Below are 16,711 nucleotides of genomic sequence, written 5' to 3'. Positions count from 1 at the left end.
GCACCCGCCGGAAGTGGTCTGGGGCCGCAGCTCCGAAGTGGCCCTTACCGAGGACCACTGGGTGCTCCGTACACTGGATGCGTAAGCCCGGATCATTCGTGAGGTGCATAAACGTGTCCGAAGTAGCCACTGGAACCGCTCGGGTCAAGCGGGGCATGGCCGAGATGCTCAAGGGCGGCGTCATCATGGACGTCGTCACCCCGGAGCAGGCGAAGATCGCCGAGGACGCGGGCGCCGTCGCCGTCATGGCGCTGGAGCGGGTCCCCGCCGACATCCGCGCCCAGGGCGGCGTCTCGCGCATGAGCGACCCCGACATGATCGACGGCATCATCGCCGCCGTCTCCATCCCGGTCATGGCCAAGGCCCGGATCGGTCACTTCGTCGAGGCCCAGCTCCTGCAGTCGCTCGGCGTCGACTACATCGACGAGTCCGAGGTGCTCACCCCTGCCGACTACGCCAACCACATCGACAAGTGGCGCTTCACCGTGCCCTTCGTGTGCGGCGCGACCAACCTGGGCGAGGCGCTGCGCCGCATCACCGAGGGCGCGGCGATGATCCGCTCCAAGGGTGAGGCCGGCACCGGCGACGTCTCCAACGCCGTCACCCACATGCGGACCATCCGCCAGGAGATCAAGCGCCTGACCTCGCTGCCCGAGGACGAGCTGTACGTCGCGGCCAAGGAGCTGCAGGCGCCGTACGAGCTGGTCGTCGAGGTCGCCAAGACCGGCAAGCTGCCGGTCGTGCTGTTCACCGCGGGCGGCATCGCCACCCCGGCGGACGCGGCGATGATGATGCAGCTCGGCGCCGAGGGCGTCTTCGTCGGCTCGGGCATCTTCAAGTCGGGCAACCCGGCGCAGCGCGCGGCGGCGATCGTCAAGGCGACCACCTTCTACGACGACCCCGACGTCATCGCGAAGGTCTCGCGCGGCCTGGGCGAGGCCATGGTCGGCATCAACGTGGACGACATCCCCGTGCCGCACCGCCTGGCCGAGCGCGGCTGGTAGCACCTGAACACCGGAAGGGGCGGCGCGCCGGCGTGCCGCCCCTTCGTGTTGCCGGATATTTCCGGACGTGGTCATGGAGAGTTAACGGGACGGAGTCAGGCTTTCGACGTCGTCACGATCTCTCCTGGAGCCCCGATGCCCGGACTCGACCGCCGTTCCTTCCTCGTCACCGGCCTGGCCGCCGCGGCGACCGTGCCCGTCCTGGCCGGTCCCGCCTCGGCCGAGCCCGACGAGACCGCCGCCTCGCCGGCCGGGCGCGGCCTGCGCAGCGACCCGTTCACCCTCGGTGTGGCCAGTGGCGACCCCGACCACTCCGGCTTCGTCATCTGGACCCGGCTGGCCCAGCAGCCGCTGGCCGAAGACGGCTTCGGCGGCATGCCGCAGCGGCCCTTCCCGGTGTTGTGGCAGGTCTACGCCGACGAGCGCGCCCGCCGCGTGGTGCGGTCCGGCATCGCGGTCGCCGCGCCCGAGTGGGGGCACAGCGTCCACGTCGAGCTCGACTCGCTCGGGTCCGACCGCGAGTACTGGTACCGCTTCCGGGTCGGCCCGTACGTCTCGCCCCTCGGCCGCGCGCGCACCGCGCCGCACCCGCTGTCGTACGGCGGAGCCCTGTCGATGGCCTTCGTCTCCTGCGCCCAGTTCGAGCACGGCTACTTCACCTCCTACCGGCACCTGGCCCAGGAGCGCCCCGACCTGATCCTGCACCTGGGCGACTACCAGTACGAGTACACCAAGAACACCTACACCATCCCCGGCGGCAACATCCGCCACCACGAGGGCCCCGAGACCGAGACGCTGGCCAACTACCGCCAGCGGCACGCCCAGTACAAGGCCGACCCCGACCTGCAAGCCGCCCACGCCGCCGCCTCCTGGCTGGTCGTCTGGGACGACCACGAGCTGGACAACAACTGGGCCGACGAGGTGCCGGAGAAGCCGGAGATCCCGCAGCCGAACTTCCTGTCGCGCCGGGAGGCGGCCTTCCGCGCCTACTACGAGAACATGCCGCTGCGCCGTACCTCCATCCCCCGGGGCGTCGACATGCAGCTCTACCGGCGAGTGCGCTGGGGCAGGACGGCCACCTTCCACATGCTCGACACCCGGCAGTACCGCGACGACCAGGGCTGCGGCGACGGCTACCGCGACTGCCCGGCGGCGGTGGACCCGGCGCGCTCGATCACCGGCTCCGCCCAGGAGGCGTGGCTGCTGAACGGCTTCCGCCACTCGCGCGCCCAGTGGGACATCCTGGGCCAGCAGGTCTTCTTCGCCCAGCGTGACAACAACGCCGGTCCGGCGAAGGTGACCTCGATGGACGCCTGGGACGGCTACGTCGCCTCGCGCCGGCGCATCACGCAGGGCTGGCTCGACGCCGGCGTGCGCAACCCGGTGGTGCTCACCGGCGACGTGCACGCGCACTGGGCCAGCGACCTCAAGCTCGACTACGACGACCCGACCGGGCCGAGCGTGGGCGCGGAGCTGGTGGCCTCCTCGATCAGCACCGGCGGCGACGGCCGCGACAGCGACCCGGCCACGCACCCGTTCCTGAAGATCAACCCGCATCTGAAGTTCTACAACAACCAGCGCGGCTACGTGCTGACCCGGATCGAGCGGGAGCTGATGACGGCCGACTTCAAGGTCGTGCCCACGGTGACCGCGCCGGGCTCGGACGTCTACACCCGCGCCACCTTCGTCGTCGAGGACCGGGTGCCCGGCGTGCAGCAGACCTACCTGCGGCCGCTGGACTCGGCGGCTCGCGCGCTCGACGAGATGACCGTGGAGGAGACGGTCCGCCTGGAGACCGAGCGCCCCTGACCGTCGCCGGACGGCCCCGCCGGGAACAGGCGGGGCCTTTCTCCGGTTGAATACTTAGACAGGCTAACTTAGACTGTCTAAGTATGAGCGCCTCCCAGACCCTCGCCGAGCAACTGTCGGCCTCCCTGCGCCACCTGGTCCTCCTGCTGCGGCGCGCGGTCGCCGGCCAGCCGGTCACCAGCCAGCAGTACGCCGTGCTGGGCTCGCTCGAACACCGGGCCCGCCGGATGAGCGAGCTGGCCGAGGAGCACGCGGTGCACCTGCCCACCATGACGGTCCAGATCAACCGCATGGAGGACGCCGGGCTCGTCGCCCGGGGCAGCGACCCCAGCGACGCCCGCGTGCGCACCGTCGAGCTCACCGAGGAGGGCCGGGCCCGCCTGGACGTCGTCCGGCAGGCCCGCCGGGCCTTCCTCGCCGCCCGGCTGGAGACGCTCACCCCTGCCGAGCAGGAGATCCTCGCCCGGGCGCTGCCCGTGCTGGACAAGCTCGGCCGGTCATGAAGACCGGGGCCGCGGCCGCCGACTCTCCTCCGGCCGCGACCCCGCACCACCTGTAAGGAGAACCATGCGCACCGGCGGCGGCCTGCTCCGCCAGCCGGTGTCCGTGTGGGCCACCGCGTTCGCCGCGGTCGTGGCCTTCATGGGCATCGGGCTGGTCGACCCCATCCTCCCCTCCATCGCCCAGGGCCTGCACGCCAGTGCCAGCGAGGTCTCGCTGCTGTTCACCAGCTACTTCCTGGTGACCGCGGTGGCCATGCTGGTGACCGGCTGGGTCTCCAGCCGCATCGGCGGCAAGCGGACGCTGCTGCTCGGCCTCGGCCTGGTCGTCGTCTTCGCCGCCCTGGCCGGCACCTCCGGCAGCGTGGCCGAACTGGTCGGCTTCCGCGCCGGCTGGGGACTGGGCAACGCCCTGTTCGTCGCCACCGCCCTGGCCGTCATCGTCGGCGCCGCCAGCGGCGGGGCCGAGACGGCGATCATCCTCTACGAGGCCGCGCTCGGCCTGGGCATCTCCCTCGGCCCGCTGGTCGGCGCCCTGCTCGGCGACTGGAACTGGCGGGCGCCCTTCTTCGGCACCGCCACCCTCATGGCCGCCGGCTTCGTCCTCATCGCCACCCTGCTGCGGGTCGTGCCCAGGCCCGCGGTCAAGACCCGGCTGTCCGACCCGCTGCGCGCCCTGGCCCACGGCGGCCTGTCCACCACGGCCTTCACCGCGCTCTTCTACAACTTCGCCTTCTTCACCGTGCTGGCCTTCACCCCCTTCATCCTCGGGATGAGCGCCTACGGCATCGGCGCGGTCTTCTTCGGCTGGGGCGTCATGGTCGCCGTCTGCTCGGTGCTGCTCGCCCCGCGCCTGCAGCGCCGCCTCGGCTCGGTGACCGTCCTGCACCTGGCCCTCGCGCTGCTCGCCGTCCTCCAGGCCGGCATCGCCCTCTCCGGCCACGCCGGGATCGTCGTCTTCACCATCCTCACCGGCGTGCCGATCGGGATCAGCAACACCGTCTTCACCGAGGCCGCCATGGAGGTCTCCGACGCGCCCCGGCCCATCGCCTCGGCGGGCTACAACTTCGTCCGCTGGATGGGCGGCGCCCTGGCCCCCTTCGTGGCCACCAAGCTCGGCGAACACCTCGGCACCGCCGTGCCGTACCTGCTGGGCGCCGCCTGCTGCGCTGCCGGCATGGCCATCCTCTACGCCCGCCGCCACCACCTCCGCCCGTTGTCCCGCGTGGACGCCGGCCACACGCTCCAGGAGGCGGCGGCCGTGCGCGGGTAGCATGCCGGCATGGTGCTGGAGTGGGGGGTCGTGGCCGGGATGGTGCTGGCGGCGGCGCCCCTTCCGGCGGGCCAAGGGGTGGCCGCGGTGCGGGTGATGACGTGGAACGTGTGCGGGGGGACGAACGGGGCGTGCCCGCTGTACCGGGCCGGGGTGCATCAGCTCGGGTGGACGGCGGCGAAGTACGCGCTGGCCGGGCGCTCGCGGGTGGTGTTCCTGCAGGAGTTCTGCACGGGCGCGGACGCGGCGCTGGAGAAGAGCCTCGAAGAGCTCAGCGGCGCACGATGGAGCGTGCGGTCGTGGGGGCTGCGGGACGCCAAGGGGCGGCCGTACGCGTGCCGCCCCGACTACCAGGGCCGCGAGCGCGGCACGCAGAGCGTCGTGGTGGCCGTCCAGGCCGGGCAGGCGGCCTTCAGCGAGCACGAGCTGAGCTCGCCGCCGTGGTTCGTGCGCCGGGCGGCGGTGTGCGCGGACGTGCCGGCCTGGAGGCTGCGGGCGTGCGGCACGCACCTGTCGTCCGGGATGTCCAACGACGACCACCAGGACGGCTCGCCGTACCGGGTGAAACAGGTGCGCGAGCTGGAGCGGGCGGCGCGCGAGGGCGGGCGGCGGGTGGTGTTCGGGGGCGACCTCAACCTGACGCCGCACCGCGCGGCGATCACGGCGGTCGGCGCCCGCTGGCGCGAGTGCGACCCGCGCCAGCGCTGGACCTTCACCGGCAAGAAGATCGACTACCTGTTCGCCCCCGGCATGCGCGAGTGCCGCGTCGGCGCGGCCGATGCCCCGTCCGACCACCGGCCGCTGTACGGCGAGGCCACCCTGGCGGAAGAGCGCTGACCCCTCTGGTGTTGAATCTGGGGAACCCCTCGACGGAAGGATCTTCGCGTGCCCACGATCGGTGTACTTGCGCTGCAGGGCGACGTGCGCGAGCACGCCCGCGCGCTGGAGGAGGCGGGCGCCACGGCGGTGGCCGTGCGCCGGCCGGCGGAGCTGGAGGCGGTGGACGCGCTGGTCATCCCCGGCGGCGAGTCGACCACCATGTGGAAGCTGGCCACCACCTTCGAGATGCTGGAGCCGCTGCGGCTGCGCATCAAGTCGGGCATGCCCGCCTACGGCTCCTGCGCCGGCATGATCATGCTGGCCGACCGGATCGAGGACGGGATCGCCGGCCAGGAGACGCTCGGCGGCATCGACATGACCGTGCGGCGTAACGCTTTCGGCCGCCAGGTCGACTCCTTCGAGGAGGACCTCGACTTCGCCGGTCAGGCGGTGCGCGCGGTCTTCATCCGGGCCCCCTGGGTGGAGCGGGTCGGGCCGGATGTCGAGGTGCTGGCCTCGACGGGCGATAGGATCGTCGCGGTCCGCCAAGGACCGCTGCTCGCGACATCGTTCCACCCGGAGCTGACCGGTGACGCGCGCGTGCATGAATACTTCGTAAACCTGGTGAGGGAGCTGTAAGTCATGTCCGGCCACTCCAAATGGGCGACGACGAAGCACAAGAAGGCTGCGCTCGACGCCAAGCGTGGCAAGCTGTTCGCCAAGCTGATCAAGAACATCGAAGTGGCGGCGCGGACCGGTGGCCCTGACCCGGATGCCAACCCCACCCTCTTCGACGCCATCTACAAGGCGAAGAAGAGCTCGGTGCCGATCGACAACATCGAGCGCGCCCGCAAGCGCGGCGGCGGCCTCGAGACCGGCGGCGCCGACTGGCAGACCATCATGTACGAGGGCTACGGCCCCAACGGCGTGGCGGTGCTGATCGAGTGCCTCACCGACAACCGCAACCGCGCCGCCTCCGAGGTGCGCGTGGCGCTGACCCGCAACGGCGGCTCGCTGGCCGACCCGGGCTCGGTGGCGTACATGTTCAACCGCAAGGGCGTCGTGCTGGTGCCCAAGTCGGTCGTGACGGACACCAAGAAGGGCACCACGGTCGAGTACACCGAGGACCAGATCCTCGACGCCGTCCTCGACGCGGGCGCCGAGGAGGTCAACGACCTGGGCGAGCAGTTCGAGGTCGTCTCCGAGGCCGGTGACCTGGTCCCGGTGCGCAAGGCGCTGCAGGAGGCGGGCATCGACTACGACTCGGCCGAGTCGAGCTTCATGGCCTCCATGAACGTGCCGCTCGACGAGGACGGCGCGCGCAAGATCTTCCGTCTCATCGACGCGCTCGAGGACAGCGACGACGTCCAGAACGTCTACGCCAACTTCGACGTGAGCGACGAGGTCATGGAGAGGATCGACGCCTGACCTCGGGGTATCCGGGCGCCTGGGCCAGGGTTCTGGCCCATGCGTCGTCCCCTCGGCTGGCTGTTCTTCCTGCCCGCGCTCCTCGGGCTGGCCGCCCTGGTGGTGCCCAGCGTGCAGACGCTCGTGCTGAGTCTCCAGCGCGGCAATCCGCTGCGCGGCGGCGGCACCGTGGTGGGCTGGGCGAACTACGCGACGTTGCTCGGCGGGGAGCCGTTCTGGCGGGCGCTGGGGTTCACCGCCCTGCTCACCGCCGGCCCCCTCCTGGTCGTGGCCGTGGTCGCGCCGCTGCTGGCGCTCTCCCTGGCGTACGGCGGAGCCCCCGTGCGCCGGATCGGCCGCGTGGTGCTGTCGGTCTGGATCGTCACGTGCTCGCCGGTGGCCATCGCGGTCGCCGGGTTCGAGTGGGTGCTGGGGTTGTTCTCGCCGGGGCAGGGGCCGGACCACAGCGCCCGGACCACAGCGCCCGGATCCAGCTCAACACCTGGCTGCCCGCGCTGGCGGGCGCGGTGGTCTCCGTGGGCGTCGCCTACGTAGGCGCGCTCGGCGTCGGTGGCCTGCGCCCGCTCGGCCGGCACAGCCAGTGGCTGCTGCTGCCGTTCGCGCCGTGGCTGTTCACCGGGACCGCGCCGACCGTCCTGGCCTCGTGGCTGAACGTGCGCTCGCTGGACCTGCTCGACACCTTCGTCGCGCTCGTGCCCCCGGTGGCCGTCAGCGTCCCGGCGCTGGTGATCCTCACCGTGCTGTGCCGGGGGCTGGCCCGCCGGGAGGGGCCTTCCTGCCCACGGTCGTGCTGCCGACCCTGCCGATGGCCGGGCTGCTGGCCGGCGGGGTGACCCTGCTGAACGCCCAGGACCTGCTGTGGCCGCTGGGCGTGGCGATGAGCCCGCGCACCATGACCGGGCCCGAGGTGCTGGTGACCGCCGCGCCCCGGCTGGGCGGCTCCGGGGTCCTGCCGTACGGGCTGGCCCTGCCGCTCGCGGTGGCGGCCGTCGCCCTGGCCGCGCTGGCCGTCGCGCAGGTCACCTACCTCGACCGGATGGTCGCCGAGACGGGCCGGTAAACCGGTTGCGAGGTGTCCTAGGTTGACATCGTGGATATTCGCGATCTGACCCCCGACGACCTGGGCGCGGTGCTCGAGGTCCGGAAGCGTTCCTTCGGCCCGATCTCCGCGAGCGACACGGAGACCTGGTACCAGCTCGTCACGCCCTCCGTCGAACAGCAGCGCTACCTGGGCGTCTTCGACGGCGACCGGCTCATGGCCGCGGCCCGCTACCGCCGGCTGACCCAGTGGTGGCACGGCCGCCCGCAGCCCCTGGCCGGGGTCGCCGGCGTCGTGGTCGGCCCCGAGGACCGCGGCCGCGGCGTCGGCCGGACGATCACCCGCGCGGTCATGCGCCGCGCCGTCGAGCACGGCTACGCGCTGTCGGCCCTGTATCCGGCGACCACCGCCATCTACCGCTCGGTCGGCTACGAGCACGTCGGCGCCCAGCACATCGTCACGCTGCCCACCGAGGCGCTGCGCTCGCTCGCCCCCGCCGGCACGGTCAAACTGCGCCGCATGGGCCCGGGCGACGCCCCCGAGGTGATCGCCACCCTGGGCCGCATCCACGCCGCCACCCGCGCCAGCGGGCCGATCTCCTGGGAGGAGCGCACCTGGCGGCAGTGGCTGGGCGAGGAGGACGACTTCCTCTACCTCGCCGACGACGGCTTCGCCGTCTACCGCTGGGACGACGGCGCCATCGAGCTGGACACCCTGGTGGCCGTCTCCGAGGAGACCACCCGGGCGCTGTGGTCGCTGGTCGGGTCGGCCTCCACGGTGGCCAAGTCGGTCACCGCCTGCGTCGCGCCCGACGACCCGATCCTGTGGCTGCTGCGCGAGCGCACCAAGGAGCAGGTCAAGCAGGTCCGGTGGATGTTGCGGGTGCACGACCTGCCGCTGGCCATGGAGCGGCGCGGGTTCTCCGCCGCCGTCGAGCTCGACGCGGTCGTGCGGGTGGAGGACGCCGAGGAGCCGGGCGCCGGAGGGACCTGGCGGCTCACCGTCTCCGGCGGGGCCGGCAGGGCCGAGCCGGCCCAGGGGGAGGGGCCGCGGCTGAGCGCCAACGGGCTGGCCGCGCTGTACGGCGGGCTGCCGGCCGGGTTGTTGCGCCGCACCGGGATGCTGCGCGGGGACGACCGGTACGACGAGGCCCTGGAGAGCGCGTTCGCGGCCTCGCCGTACATGCTGGACTACTTCTAGACCAGCGCCCCGGCGTGTGCCAGGCCGCTCATCGCGGCGATCTCGTCCAGGGTCTGCGCCTGCCGTACGGTGGCCAGGCGGACCTGGCCGCCGTCGGTGGTGAAGCCGTGCACGGCCGGGTACGGCAGGCTGTTGTAGGCCCACGGCGTGGAGAAGTAGTAGGCGCCGGTGTCGTGCAGCACGACGAAGTCGCCCTCCTCCAGTTCCGGCAGCTCCCTGGCGTGCGCGACGACGTCGCCGGCGAAGCAGCACGGCCCGGCGACGTCCTGCGCCAGCAGTGGCCCCTGCTTGGGCCGGCCCTTGGCGTCGAAGGCGTCCACGCGCAGCGGCCACGCGCCGGGCATCAGCACGGTCCGGGTGGCGACCTGGGCGCCGGCGTGGGTGATCGCGATGCGCCGCCCGCCGGCGTCCTTGGTGTACTCCACCAGGGCGCCGATGAAGCCGTTCTTGGCCAGCAGCGAGCGGCCGAACTCGGTGATCAGCTCGTAGCGCCCGTCGAACAGGCCGGGCACCGCCTCGCCGAGCACCCGCACGTAGTCGGCGAAGGTGGGCGTCTCCCGCTCGTCGGTGAAGTTCACCGGCAGCCCGCCGCCGATGTCGAGGCTGGTGATCTGCCGCCGGCCCAGCGTGGCGTTGATCTCCTCGGCCAGCAGGTAGGTCTCGGCGATGCCCGCGGCGATCAGCTCCAGCGGGCAGCCCTGCGAGCCGACGTGCGCGTGCAGCCGGGTCAGCCAGGGCCGGCGCACGAAGGCCTCGACGACCGCCTCGCGGGCGCCCGGGTCGCGCAGCGCGACGCCGAACTTGGAGGTGGCGGTGGCGGTGCTCATCGCGCCGATCGACCCGGTGCCGACCTGCGGGTTGACCCGCAGGCCCACGACCGAGGCGCAGTCGTCGCGGCGCAGGCCGTCGATGCGGCGCAGCTCGGCCAGGTTGTCGGCGTTGACCGCGATGCCCAGCTCCAGCGCCTGGGCCAGTTCCTGCCGGGTCTTGGCGGGGGAGTCGAACACGATCTTGGCGGGGTCGAAGCCGGCGTCGAGCGCGATGCGCAGCTCGCCCGGGCTGGCCACCTCGCAGCCCATGCCCTCGGTGGCCAGCAGGCGCAGCACCGGCACCAGCGAGGCGGCCTTGGCGGCGAAGGTGTGCAGCACGCCGGGACCGAAGGCGGCGTGCAGCGCGGCGACCGACGAGCGCACCCCCTCGACGTCGACGAAACCGGCCACGGGCTGCTCCGCGCCCAGCGCGCCGGTGTCCACGGCGTGGCGGACGACCTCGGCGACCCTGCTGTTCAACACGTCAAGACTCCTGGATTTCGGGGGACCGTAAGGACGAGCCTGAGGCCTGCCATATCCGGAAATCTTTAGCCGCCGAGCTAAAGCGGGAGATCAGCTTTGGCCGGTCGGCCAAGAGGCGTCCACCAAGCGGACGGCTAGGGTCATGAGCAGGCGGATGTCCGGATCGTCCAGGTCCACCGCGAACCGTTCGCGGGCGCGGCGCAGGCGGTAGCGCAGGGTGTTGGGGTGCAGGACCAGCCGCCTGGCCGCCGCCGCGACGTCGCCGGCCTCCTCCAGGTAGACGGCGATCGACCGGACCAGCTCGCCGCCCGCGGCCAGGTCGGCGCGGATCAGCTCGTGCACCGGCCCGTTGCCCCGCTCCCAGGCGGGCCGGGCCGCGTCCAGGATGCGCAGCACGTCGATCGCCGGCGCCACTTCCGCGGCTCCCGCCCACCGCCGCACCGAGGCCGCTCCTGACGCGGGGCCGCCCTTCTCCGGCAGGCCGCCGCGTTCGCGCAGGACCCGGACGACCAGCGCGGCCTCCTCCCGCGAGGCGGCGGCCCGCAGGGGCGAGGGCACCACGCCGCCCGCGCCCACCCACACCGGCCCCGCCCCGGGCGTCGCCGCGGCCAGCCCGTCCAGCTCCCGCGCCAGGCCCGCCGCCCCGTACTCCTCCCCGTCGCCCACCGGCAGCAGCACGGTCACCCGCCCCGCCTCCCGCAGCACCCGCGCCGCCCCCCGGTAGGAGGCCGCCTGCAGCGCCAGAGTCCCCAGCACCCGCTCACCGGCCGCGCCCGGCGAGCCGTCGAGCTCGGCCACCACCACCGCGCACCGCAGCTCGGGAGCCAGCCCGAGCGACCACGCGTGCGTGCTCAGATCGCCCTCCCCGCTCAGCAGCCCGCGCAGCGCGTGCTCCTCCCGCCGCCGCGCGCCGCTCTCCCGCAGCCGGTGCTGCAGCAGGTACGGCACAGCGACCTCGGCCGCCCGGCTGAGCGCGCTCGCCGCGTTCGGACTGAGCGCCCGCCCGTCGGCCGCGGCCCAGATCGAGCCGAGCATCTCCCGCCCGCTGCGGATCGCGATGATCAGCCGCTCGGGCGTGTCCCCGTCGGCCGGCCGGTGGATGACCTCGTCCGACGACCACAACGCGCGCAGCAGCCCGCTGCGCCGCAGCTCCTCGACCCGCCAGTCGGGCACCCGCCCGCCCAGGATGGTGGAACGGCGCATCTCGTCGGCCTCGGGCCCGGTCGCCGAGTGCGCCAGGACCCGGAACCGGGTGTCCTCGATGGTGATCGAGCCGCCGGTGAACTCCGCCACCACCGACGCCAGCGCGGCCAGCCCGCCGCTCTCGGTCGCGTCCGCCATCCGGTCGCCCCGGCCGGCTCCCGCGTAGGCCAGCGCCGAGCGCAGCAGCGTCGCCACGTCGTCCCAGTCCGCCCACTCGGCCCTGGCGAGCAAGGCCAGGCCGTACTGGTCGGCGGTGTGCAGCGTCTCCTCGTCGAACCCGTCCGCCCGCACCACCACCGCCGCCGCGTCGCGCCGCGCCGCCTCCTGGACCGGCAGCCCGATCGCCAGCACGACCCGCCCGGTGCAGGAACGGGCCGGACCCTCGTCGCCGATGACCACGCCGTCGAACCGCACGTCCTCACCGGCCGGCGCGAGCACCAGGCGCAGGACGTCGGCCTCGTCGAAAGCCAGCAGCTCACGCAGGGTGATGCCGTTCATGCCGGTGAGCGTATAGGGCGCCGCCGCACGCCCCGGCAGCCCGTGCTCCCCTTCCCGGAAGCCCGGTCTGAACGGGCCGGTGTGCGTGCGCGGAGCGTCTCCGGCCGTTAGGCTGGCTCCCGCCGAACAAGTGTTCGGCGGATGGAGGGGTGTGCGCGGGTGCGGGTGCTGGGTGTGGATCCTGGGCTGACGCGATGCGGCGTCGGAGCGGTCGAGGGACGCGTGGGCGGCCCGCTGTCGCTGGTCGACGTGGGGGTGATCCGCACTCCGGCGGACGACCCGCTGCCCGACCGGCTCGTCGCCCTGGAACAGGGCCTCGAACGCTGGCTCGACCAGATCGCCCCCGACATGGTGGCGGTCGAGCGCGTCTTCAGCCAGCACAACACGCAGTCGGTCATCGCGACCGCCCAGGCCTCCGGCATCGCCGTGCTCTGCGCCGCGCGGCGCGGGCTGCCGGTCTCGCTCTACACCCCCTCCGAGGTCAAAGCCGCGATCAGCGGGCACGGCTCGGCCGACAAGGCACAGGTCGGCACCATGGTCACCCGCGTGCTGCGGCTCAAGGAGATGCCGAAACCGGCGGACGCCGCCGACGCGCTGGCGCTGGCGATCTGCCACGTGTGGCGCGGCGGCAACCAGCAGCGGCTGGCCGAGGCGGTCGCGCGGGCGACGAGGGGGCGAGTGGTGTGATCGCATCGGTGCGGGGCACGGTGACCGCGGCCGGTCCGGACGGAGCCGTGATCGAGGTCGGCGGGGTGGGCGTCCTGGTCCACTGCACGCCGGGCACGCTGGCCACGCTGCGGGTGGGGGAGCAGGCCAGGCTCGCCACCTCGCTGGTGGTGCGCGAGGAGTCGCTGACCCTGTTCGGCTTCGCCGACGAGGACGAGCGGGTCGTGTTCGAGATGCTCCAGACCGCCAGCGGCGTGGGTCCCAAGCTGGCCCTGGCCATGCTGGCCGTGCACACACCCAACGCCCTGCGCGTGGCGGTGTCGGCGGCCGACGTCAAGGCGCTGACGCAGGTCCCGGGCATCGGGCAGAAGGGCGCCCAGCGGATCATCGTCGAGCTGAAGAACCGGCTGGGCACGCCCGAGGAGGCGGTCAACGCCGCCATCGCCGGCGCGCCGCGCCGCGTGACCTGGCGCGAGCAGGTGCACTCCGGCCTCGTCGGGCTGGGCTACTCGGGCAAGGACGCCGACGAGGCCCTGGCCGTCGTCGAGCCGATGGCCGAGATCGAGCTGGCCGAGGGCCGCGAGCCGCAGGTCGGCGCGATGCTCAAGGCCGCGCTGAGGGCGTTGAGCGTGCGATGAGCTTCGAACGCGACCTCGTCTCCTCCGCCGCCGACGACAACGAACTGCAGATCGAGGCGGCGCTGCGGCCCAAGCGACTGGCGGAGTTCATCGGCCAGCAGCGGGTGCGCGAGCAGCTCTCCCTGGTGCTGGAGGGCGCGCTGCGCCGCGGCAAGGCGCCCGACCACGTCCTGATGAGCGGCTCGCCCGGTCTGGGCAAGACCACGCTGGCCATGATCATCGCCGCCGAGCTCGGCACGCCGCTGCGCATCACCAGCGGCCCCGCCCTGGAGCGCGCCGGCGACCTGGCCGCGATCCTGTCCACGCTCGGCGAGGGCGAGGTCCTGTTCATCGACGAGATCCACCGGATGGCCCGGCCCGCCGAGGAGATGCTCTACCTGGCGATGGAGGACTTCCGGGTGGACATCGTCGTCGGCAAGGGCCCCGGCGCGACCGCCATCCCGCTCGACATCGCGCCCTTCACCCTCGTCGGCGCGACCACGCGGGCCGGGCTGCTGCCCGCGCCGCTGCGTGACCGGTTCGGCTTCACCGCGCACATGGAGTTCTACGAGGTGCCGGAGCTGGAGCAGGTGCTCAGGCGCTCGTCGCGGCTGATGGGCGTCGAGCTGCCGGACGACGGCGGCCATGAGATCGCCCGCCGCTCGCGCGGCACGCCCCGGATCGCCAACCGGCTGCTGCGCCGGGTGCGTGACTTCGCCGAGGTCCGGGCGGACGGGGTGATCACCCGGGATCTGGCCGCGGCCGCGCTCAACCTGTACGAGGTCGACGCCGAAGGTCTCGACCGGCTCGACCGGGCGGTGCTGTCGGCGTTGTTGCGCAAGTTCGGCGGCGGGCCGGTGGGGCTGTCCACCCTCGCGGTCGCCGTGGGGGAGGAGCCCGAGACGGTCGAGGTGGTCGCCGAGCCCTTCCTGGTCCGGCAGGGACTCATCGCGCGCACCCCGCGCGGGCGGGTCGCCACCGCGGCCGCGTGGCTGCACCTGGGCATGGAGCCGCCCGCCGACGCGTTCGGGGCCGCCTTCGCCGACTGACCCGCCCGCCGTCAGACGGGGGGCGCGAGGGTGAAGTACCGCTCCAGGACGGTACGGTCACCCGTCACCGCGAGGGTGTTGGCCGGGGTGCGGTGCCACAGGTGGAGCATGAGCTGCTCCGCCGTACCGGCAAGCTCCACATCGACGCCCTCACCGGCGTCCGCGCCCGTCCCGTGCACGTGGAGGTCGGGGCCGTCGAACCGGACCGTCCAGCTCTCCGGCCCGTCCGTGCGGCGGAAGCGGTAGGTCTCGCCCGCGCCGGGCGGGGCCTGGGTCATGGCCCGCCGGAAGGGCACCATCACCTCGAACGTCTGCGCCACCGCGTCCGCCGCCAGCGCCGGGTCGATCGCCCCGGGCGTCCCGACCGCCAGCTCGGCGTCCCATCGATGCAGCGCCACCTCGATCGTCTGCACCCGCACCCAGAAGGCCACCGTCCGGTCGGCCCCGTACGTCCACACCTCGGTCGCCGGGTCGGTCGTGCGGAACACCTCCGCCAACCGCCGCGCCCCCTCGCCGAACCACTCGAGCAACGACTCGGGCATCGGCCCGTAGCTGGGCGCCTTCGCCGGATCCGGCCACCCGGCCAGGTCCCGGGGAAGCTGGCCGGCCATGGTCGACGGGTCGGGCAGGGTGTCCATCCGCTGCTCGATCAGCCTGGCGACGGTCCGGTGCACACCGGCCAGGTGCAGCACCAGGTCGGCGACCGACCAGTCCGGGCAGCTCGGCACCTGCGGCGCGTCCGGCAGCGCCCGCCGGGCCGCGGCCGTGAAGGCCTCGGCCTCCTGCCGGAAGAGATCGACGCGGTCGAAGGGCTGAAGGGATTCGCGGCTCATCGGGAGAGGATGGCCGCTTTCGCCCCCTTTGAAACGGCCTCGGCCGGGAGCCGGCCCCGGTCGATAGGGTGCTGTCCCATGACGCTGCTGCTCCTGCCCGCCGTGGACGTGGCCGCCGGTCGGGCCGTGCGCCTGGTGTGGGGCGAGGCGGGCACCGAGACCGTCCACGGCAGCCCCTTGGACGCCGCCCTCGCCTGGCAGGCCGCTGGAGCCCGGTGGGTCCACCTGGCCGACCTGGACGCCGCCTTCGGCCGCGGTTCCGACCACGACCTCCTCGCCGAGGTGACCGCCCGCCTGGACGTGCCGGTCGACCTGTCCGGCGGCGTCCACGACGACGCCTCGCTGAAGGCCGCCCTGGCCACCGGCTGCGCCCGCGTCACCCTCTCCACCGCGGCCCTGGAGGACCGCGCGTGGTGCCGCGAGGTCGTCGCCGAGCACGGCGACCGCGTGGCCGCCGGCCTCGACGTCCGCGGCACCACCCTCGCTCCCCGAGGCGCCTCCCGTGAGGGCGGTGACCTGTGGGAGGCTCTGGCCTTCCTGGAGGCGGCCGGCTGCTCCCGCTACGTCGTCACCGACGTCACCAAGGACGGCACCCTGCGCGGCCCCAACCTCGCCCTGCTCCGCGAGGTCTGCGCCCGCACCGCCAGGCCGGTGATCGCCTCCGGCGGCGTGGCCTCCCTGGACGACCTGCGCGCCCTGGCCGCCCTGCCGATCGAGGGCGCCATCGTCGGCAAGGCCCTCTACGCCCGGGCGTTCACCCTGGAGGAGGCCCTGGCCGCCGTCGAGGGATCGGGCTGATCACGGCAAAGCCAGGTCAACGGAGGTCACAGAGCACCGGAGCCGGCGGACCCGGAGCCCCGGCTGGGTCCGAGCCGCATCGGAGCCCGCGTCACAGATCGGTACCAACGTTGCGAATTGGGAACTTCCCCGCGCGCCGGAACGCTGGTTCGTTGCCGCGTTTCACGACAACCGCCTACACTCCGTGGCTTGGCTGGCTGTGTAGGCTGGCGGGCTGAGCGGTGTGCTAGCAGCGCGACAAGCGGAATTTCCGGCCCAAGGCCGGTGTAAACATCTTGTACGAAAGATGGAAGGTGCCCCATGCAAGGCAGTGGCTTGTCCACCATCCTGATGTTGGTCCTGATGGTGGTGGCGTTCTGGTTCCTGCTCATCCGCCCGCAGAAGAAGCGGCAGCAGGAAGCCGTCAAGATGCAGAACTCGCTCACCCCGGGCACTCGCGTGATGACCACGACCGGCCTGTTCGGCACGATCGTGGCGATCGACCACGAGGATGTGATCATCGAGGTCGCGCCGGGTGTCGAGACCCGCTGGGTGAAGGCGGCGATCGGGCGCGTGGTCACCCCGGGTGACGAGCCGGTGGTCACCGACCACACCGACGACCAGGTCACGGACGACGCCGACGTTCCCGCCAAGGGAACCGTCGACGGCGGCCAGGACTCCACCACCCCCAAGTCCTGACTAGG

19 protein-coding genes are annotated in these 16,711 nt (G+C 73.0%); 16 read left to right on the top strand and 3 right to left on the bottom strand.

Translation table 11 applies throughout. The features are described 5' to 3' along the window. Positions 1 to 113: 113 nt before the first annotated feature. The 11 genes from pdxS (at position 114) to AB0I67_RS39015 (ending at position 9,072) form a co-directional block, all read left to right on the top strand. Positions 114 to 1,004, top strand: coding sequence for a pyridoxal 5'-phosphate synthase lyase subunit PdxS (gene pdxS / locus AB0I67_RS39065; RefSeq protein ID WP_357934918.1), 891 nt, complete (start codon positions 114 to 116; stop codon positions 1,002 to 1,004). Between the two features lie 135 nt (positions 1,005 to 1,139). Then, on the top strand, positions 1,140 to 2,813 hold the full coding sequence (locus AB0I67_RS39060; protein WP_357934915.1) for an alkaline phosphatase D family protein: 1,674 nt from the start codon (positions 1,140 to 1,142) through the stop codon (positions 2,811 to 2,813). An 83-nt stretch (positions 2,814 to 2,896) separates the two neighbouring features. Continuing rightward, a complete protein-coding gene (locus tag AB0I67_RS39055; protein WP_357934912.1) occupies positions 2,897 to 3,316 on the top strand; it encodes a MarR family transcriptional regulator in 420 nt (139 codons plus the stop codon). A gap of 64 nt (positions 3,317 to 3,380) precedes the next feature. Next, positions 3,381 to 4,586: an MFS transporter gene (locus AB0I67_RS39050; RefSeq protein WP_357934908.1), complete on the top strand. Its 1,206-nt coding sequence runs from the start codon at positions 3,381 to 3,383 to the stop codon at positions 4,584 to 4,586. A gap of 9 nt (positions 4,587 to 4,595) precedes the next feature. Further along, on the top strand, positions 4,596 to 5,423 hold the full coding sequence (locus AB0I67_RS39045) for an endonuclease/exonuclease/phosphatase family protein (protein ID WP_357934905.1): 828 nt from the start codon (positions 4,596 to 4,598) through the stop codon (positions 5,421 to 5,423). A 48-nt stretch (positions 5,424 to 5,471) separates the two neighbouring features. Continuing rightward, positions 5,472 to 6,044 carry a pyridoxal 5'-phosphate synthase glutaminase subunit PdxT gene (gene pdxT, locus AB0I67_RS39040; RefSeq protein ID WP_357934902.1) on the top strand — a complete coding sequence of 191 codons (573 nt, stop codon included), beginning with the start codon at positions 5,472 to 5,474 and terminating at the stop codon, positions 6,042 to 6,044. A 3-nt stretch (positions 6,045 to 6,047) separates the two neighbouring features. After that, positions 6,048 to 6,833, top strand: coding sequence for a YebC/PmpR family DNA-binding transcriptional regulator (locus tag AB0I67_RS39035; protein WP_357934899.1), 786 nt, complete (start codon positions 6,048 to 6,050; stop codon positions 6,831 to 6,833). Positions 6,834 to 6,872: 39 nt separating this feature from the next. After that, on the top strand, positions 6,873 to 7,367 hold the full coding sequence (locus AB0I67_RS39030; RefSeq protein ID WP_357934896.1) for a hypothetical protein: 495 nt from the start codon (positions 6,873 to 6,875) through the stop codon (positions 7,365 to 7,367). Next, positions 7,349 to 7,666, top strand: coding sequence for a hypothetical protein (locus tag AB0I67_RS39025; RefSeq protein WP_357934893.1), 318 nt, complete (start codon positions 7,349 to 7,351; stop codon positions 7,664 to 7,666). The genes AB0I67_RS39030 and AB0I67_RS39025 overlap by 19 nt, the downstream gene beginning before the upstream one ends. Continuing rightward, positions 7,621 to 7,893 carry a hypothetical protein gene (locus AB0I67_RS39020; RefSeq protein ID WP_357934890.1) on the top strand — a complete coding sequence of 91 codons (273 nt, stop codon included), beginning with the start codon at positions 7,621 to 7,623 and terminating at the stop codon, positions 7,891 to 7,893. The genes AB0I67_RS39025 and AB0I67_RS39020 overlap by 46 nt, the downstream gene beginning before the upstream one ends. A 30-nt stretch (positions 7,894 to 7,923) precedes the next feature. Further along, on the top strand, positions 7,924 to 9,072 hold the full coding sequence (locus AB0I67_RS39015) for a GNAT family N-acetyltransferase (RefSeq protein WP_357934887.1): 1,149 nt from the start codon (positions 7,924 to 7,926) through the stop codon (positions 9,070 to 9,072). Here AB0I67_RS39015 and AB0I67_RS39010 read toward each other — a convergent pair. Both AB0I67_RS39010 and AB0I67_RS39005 read right to left on the bottom strand, forming a co-directional pair. Continuing rightward, positions 9,069 to 10,364: a diaminopimelate decarboxylase gene (locus tag AB0I67_RS39010; RefSeq protein ID WP_357934884.1), complete on the bottom strand. Its 1,296-nt coding sequence runs from the start codon at positions 10,362 to 10,364 to the stop codon at positions 9,069 to 9,071. The two genes, AB0I67_RS39015 and AB0I67_RS39010, sit on opposite strands and share 4 nt — an antisense overlap. 90 nt (positions 10,365 to 10,454) lie before the next feature. Beyond that, a complete protein-coding gene (locus AB0I67_RS39005; protein ID WP_357934882.1) occupies positions 10,455 to 12,065 on the bottom strand; it encodes a helix-turn-helix domain-containing protein in 1,611 nt (536 codons plus the stop codon). A 159-nt stretch (positions 12,066 to 12,224) separates the two neighbouring features. Between AB0I67_RS39005 and ruvC the strand changes: the two genes are divergently transcribed. The 3 genes from ruvC to ruvB are packed head-to-tail and all read left to right on the top strand — an operon-like array spanning position 12,225 to position 14,397. Then, positions 12,225 to 12,752, top strand: coding sequence for a crossover junction endodeoxyribonuclease RuvC (ruvC, locus tag AB0I67_RS39000; RefSeq protein WP_357934880.1), 528 nt, complete (start codon positions 12,225 to 12,227; stop codon positions 12,750 to 12,752). Next, complete coding sequence (gene ruvA / locus AB0I67_RS38995; protein WP_357934877.1) at positions 12,749 to 13,369, top strand: Holliday junction branch migration protein RuvA; 621 nt, start codon at positions 12,749 to 12,751, stop codon at positions 13,367 to 13,369. Before ruvC ends, ruvA begins: the two co-directional genes overlap by 4 nt. After that, entirely contained in the window at positions 13,366 to 14,397 is a 1,032-nt protein-coding gene (gene ruvB, locus AB0I67_RS38990; protein WP_357934874.1) for a Holliday junction branch migration DNA helicase RuvB, read from the top strand. Before ruvA ends, ruvB begins: the two co-directional genes overlap by 4 nt. An 11-nt stretch (positions 14,398 to 14,408) precedes the next feature. On the opposite strand, the gene AB0I67_RS38985 is transcribed toward ruvB, so the two are convergent. After that, complete coding sequence (locus AB0I67_RS38985; RefSeq protein ID WP_357934871.1) at positions 14,409 to 15,230, bottom strand: maleylpyruvate isomerase family mycothiol-dependent enzyme; 822 nt, start codon at positions 15,228 to 15,230, stop codon at positions 14,409 to 14,411. 78 nt (positions 15,231 to 15,308) lie between these two features. Here AB0I67_RS38985 and priA point away from each other — a divergent pair, with 78 nt between their 5' ends. Together priA and yajC are read left to right on the top strand one after the other, a co-directional pair. Continuing rightward, the gene (gene priA / locus AB0I67_RS38980; protein ID WP_357934868.1) at positions 15,309 to 16,028 is read left to right on the top strand and encodes a bifunctional 1-(5-phosphoribosyl)-5-((5-phosphoribosylamino)methylideneamino)imidazole-4-carboxamide isomerase/phosphoribosylanthranilate isomerase PriA; all 720 of its coding nucleotides are present in this window, start codon (positions 15,309 to 15,311) and stop codon (positions 16,026 to 16,028) included. A gap of 300 nt (positions 16,029 to 16,328) precedes the next feature. Beyond that, positions 16,329 to 16,706, top strand: coding sequence for a preprotein translocase subunit YajC (yajC, locus tag AB0I67_RS38975; RefSeq protein WP_357934865.1), 378 nt, complete (start codon positions 16,329 to 16,331; stop codon positions 16,704 to 16,706). Positions 16,707 to 16,711: the final 5 nt, after the last annotated feature.

Source organism: Nonomuraea sp. NPDC050310, assembly GCF_040655795.1.
In the GTDB taxonomy this organism is placed as follows: domain Bacteria; phylum Actinomycetota; class Actinomycetes; order Streptosporangiales; family Streptosporangiaceae; genus Nonomuraea.
The sequence above is the reverse complement of the archived record's forward strand: the minus strand, read 5'-3'. Positions and strand labels throughout refer to the sequence as shown.

Bases quoted from the DNA above. Each gene is read 5' to 3' on its own strand.
- AB0I67_RS39060 (WP_357934915.1), top strand. From the start codon at position 1,140: ATGCCCGGACTCGACCGCCGTTCCTTCCTCGTCACCGGCCTGGCCGCC.
- AB0I67_RS39005 (WP_357934882.1), bottom strand. From the start codon at position 12,065: ATGAACGGCATCACCCTGCGTGAGCTGCTGGCTTTCGACGAGGCCGAC.
- AB0I67_RS38985 (WP_357934871.1), bottom strand. From the start codon at position 15,230: ATGAGCCGCGAATCCCTTCAGCCCTTCGACCGCGTCGATCTCTTCCGG.
- AB0I67_RS39055 (WP_357934912.1), top strand. From the start codon at position 2,897: ATGAGCGCCTCCCAGACCCTCGCCGAGCAACTGTCGGCCTCCCTGCGC.
- AB0I67_RS39045 (WP_357934905.1), top strand. From the start codon at position 4,596: ATGGTGCTGGAGTGGGGGGTCGTGGCCGGGATGGTGCTGGCGGCGGCG.
- ruvB (WP_357934874.1), top strand. From the start codon at position 13,366: ATGAGCTTCGAACGCGACCTCGTCTCCTCCGCCGCCGACGACAACGAA.
- yajC (WP_357934865.1), top strand. From the start codon at position 16,329: ATGCAAGGCAGTGGCTTGTCCACCATCCTGATGTTGGTCCTGATGGTG.
- AB0I67_RS39035 (WP_357934899.1), top strand. From the start codon at position 6,048: ATGTCCGGCCACTCCAAATGGGCGACGACGAAGCACAAGAAGGCTGCG.
- AB0I67_RS39030 (WP_357934896.1), top strand. From the start codon at position 6,873: ATGCGTCGTCCCCTCGGCTGGCTGTTCTTCCTGCCCGCGCTCCTCGGG.
- AB0I67_RS39050 (WP_357934908.1), top strand. From the start codon at position 3,381: ATGCGCACCGGCGGCGGCCTGCTCCGCCAGCCGGTGTCCGTGTGGGCC.
- priA (WP_357934868.1), top strand. From the start codon at position 15,309: ATGACGCTGCTGCTCCTGCCCGCCGTGGACGTGGCCGCCGGTCGGGCC.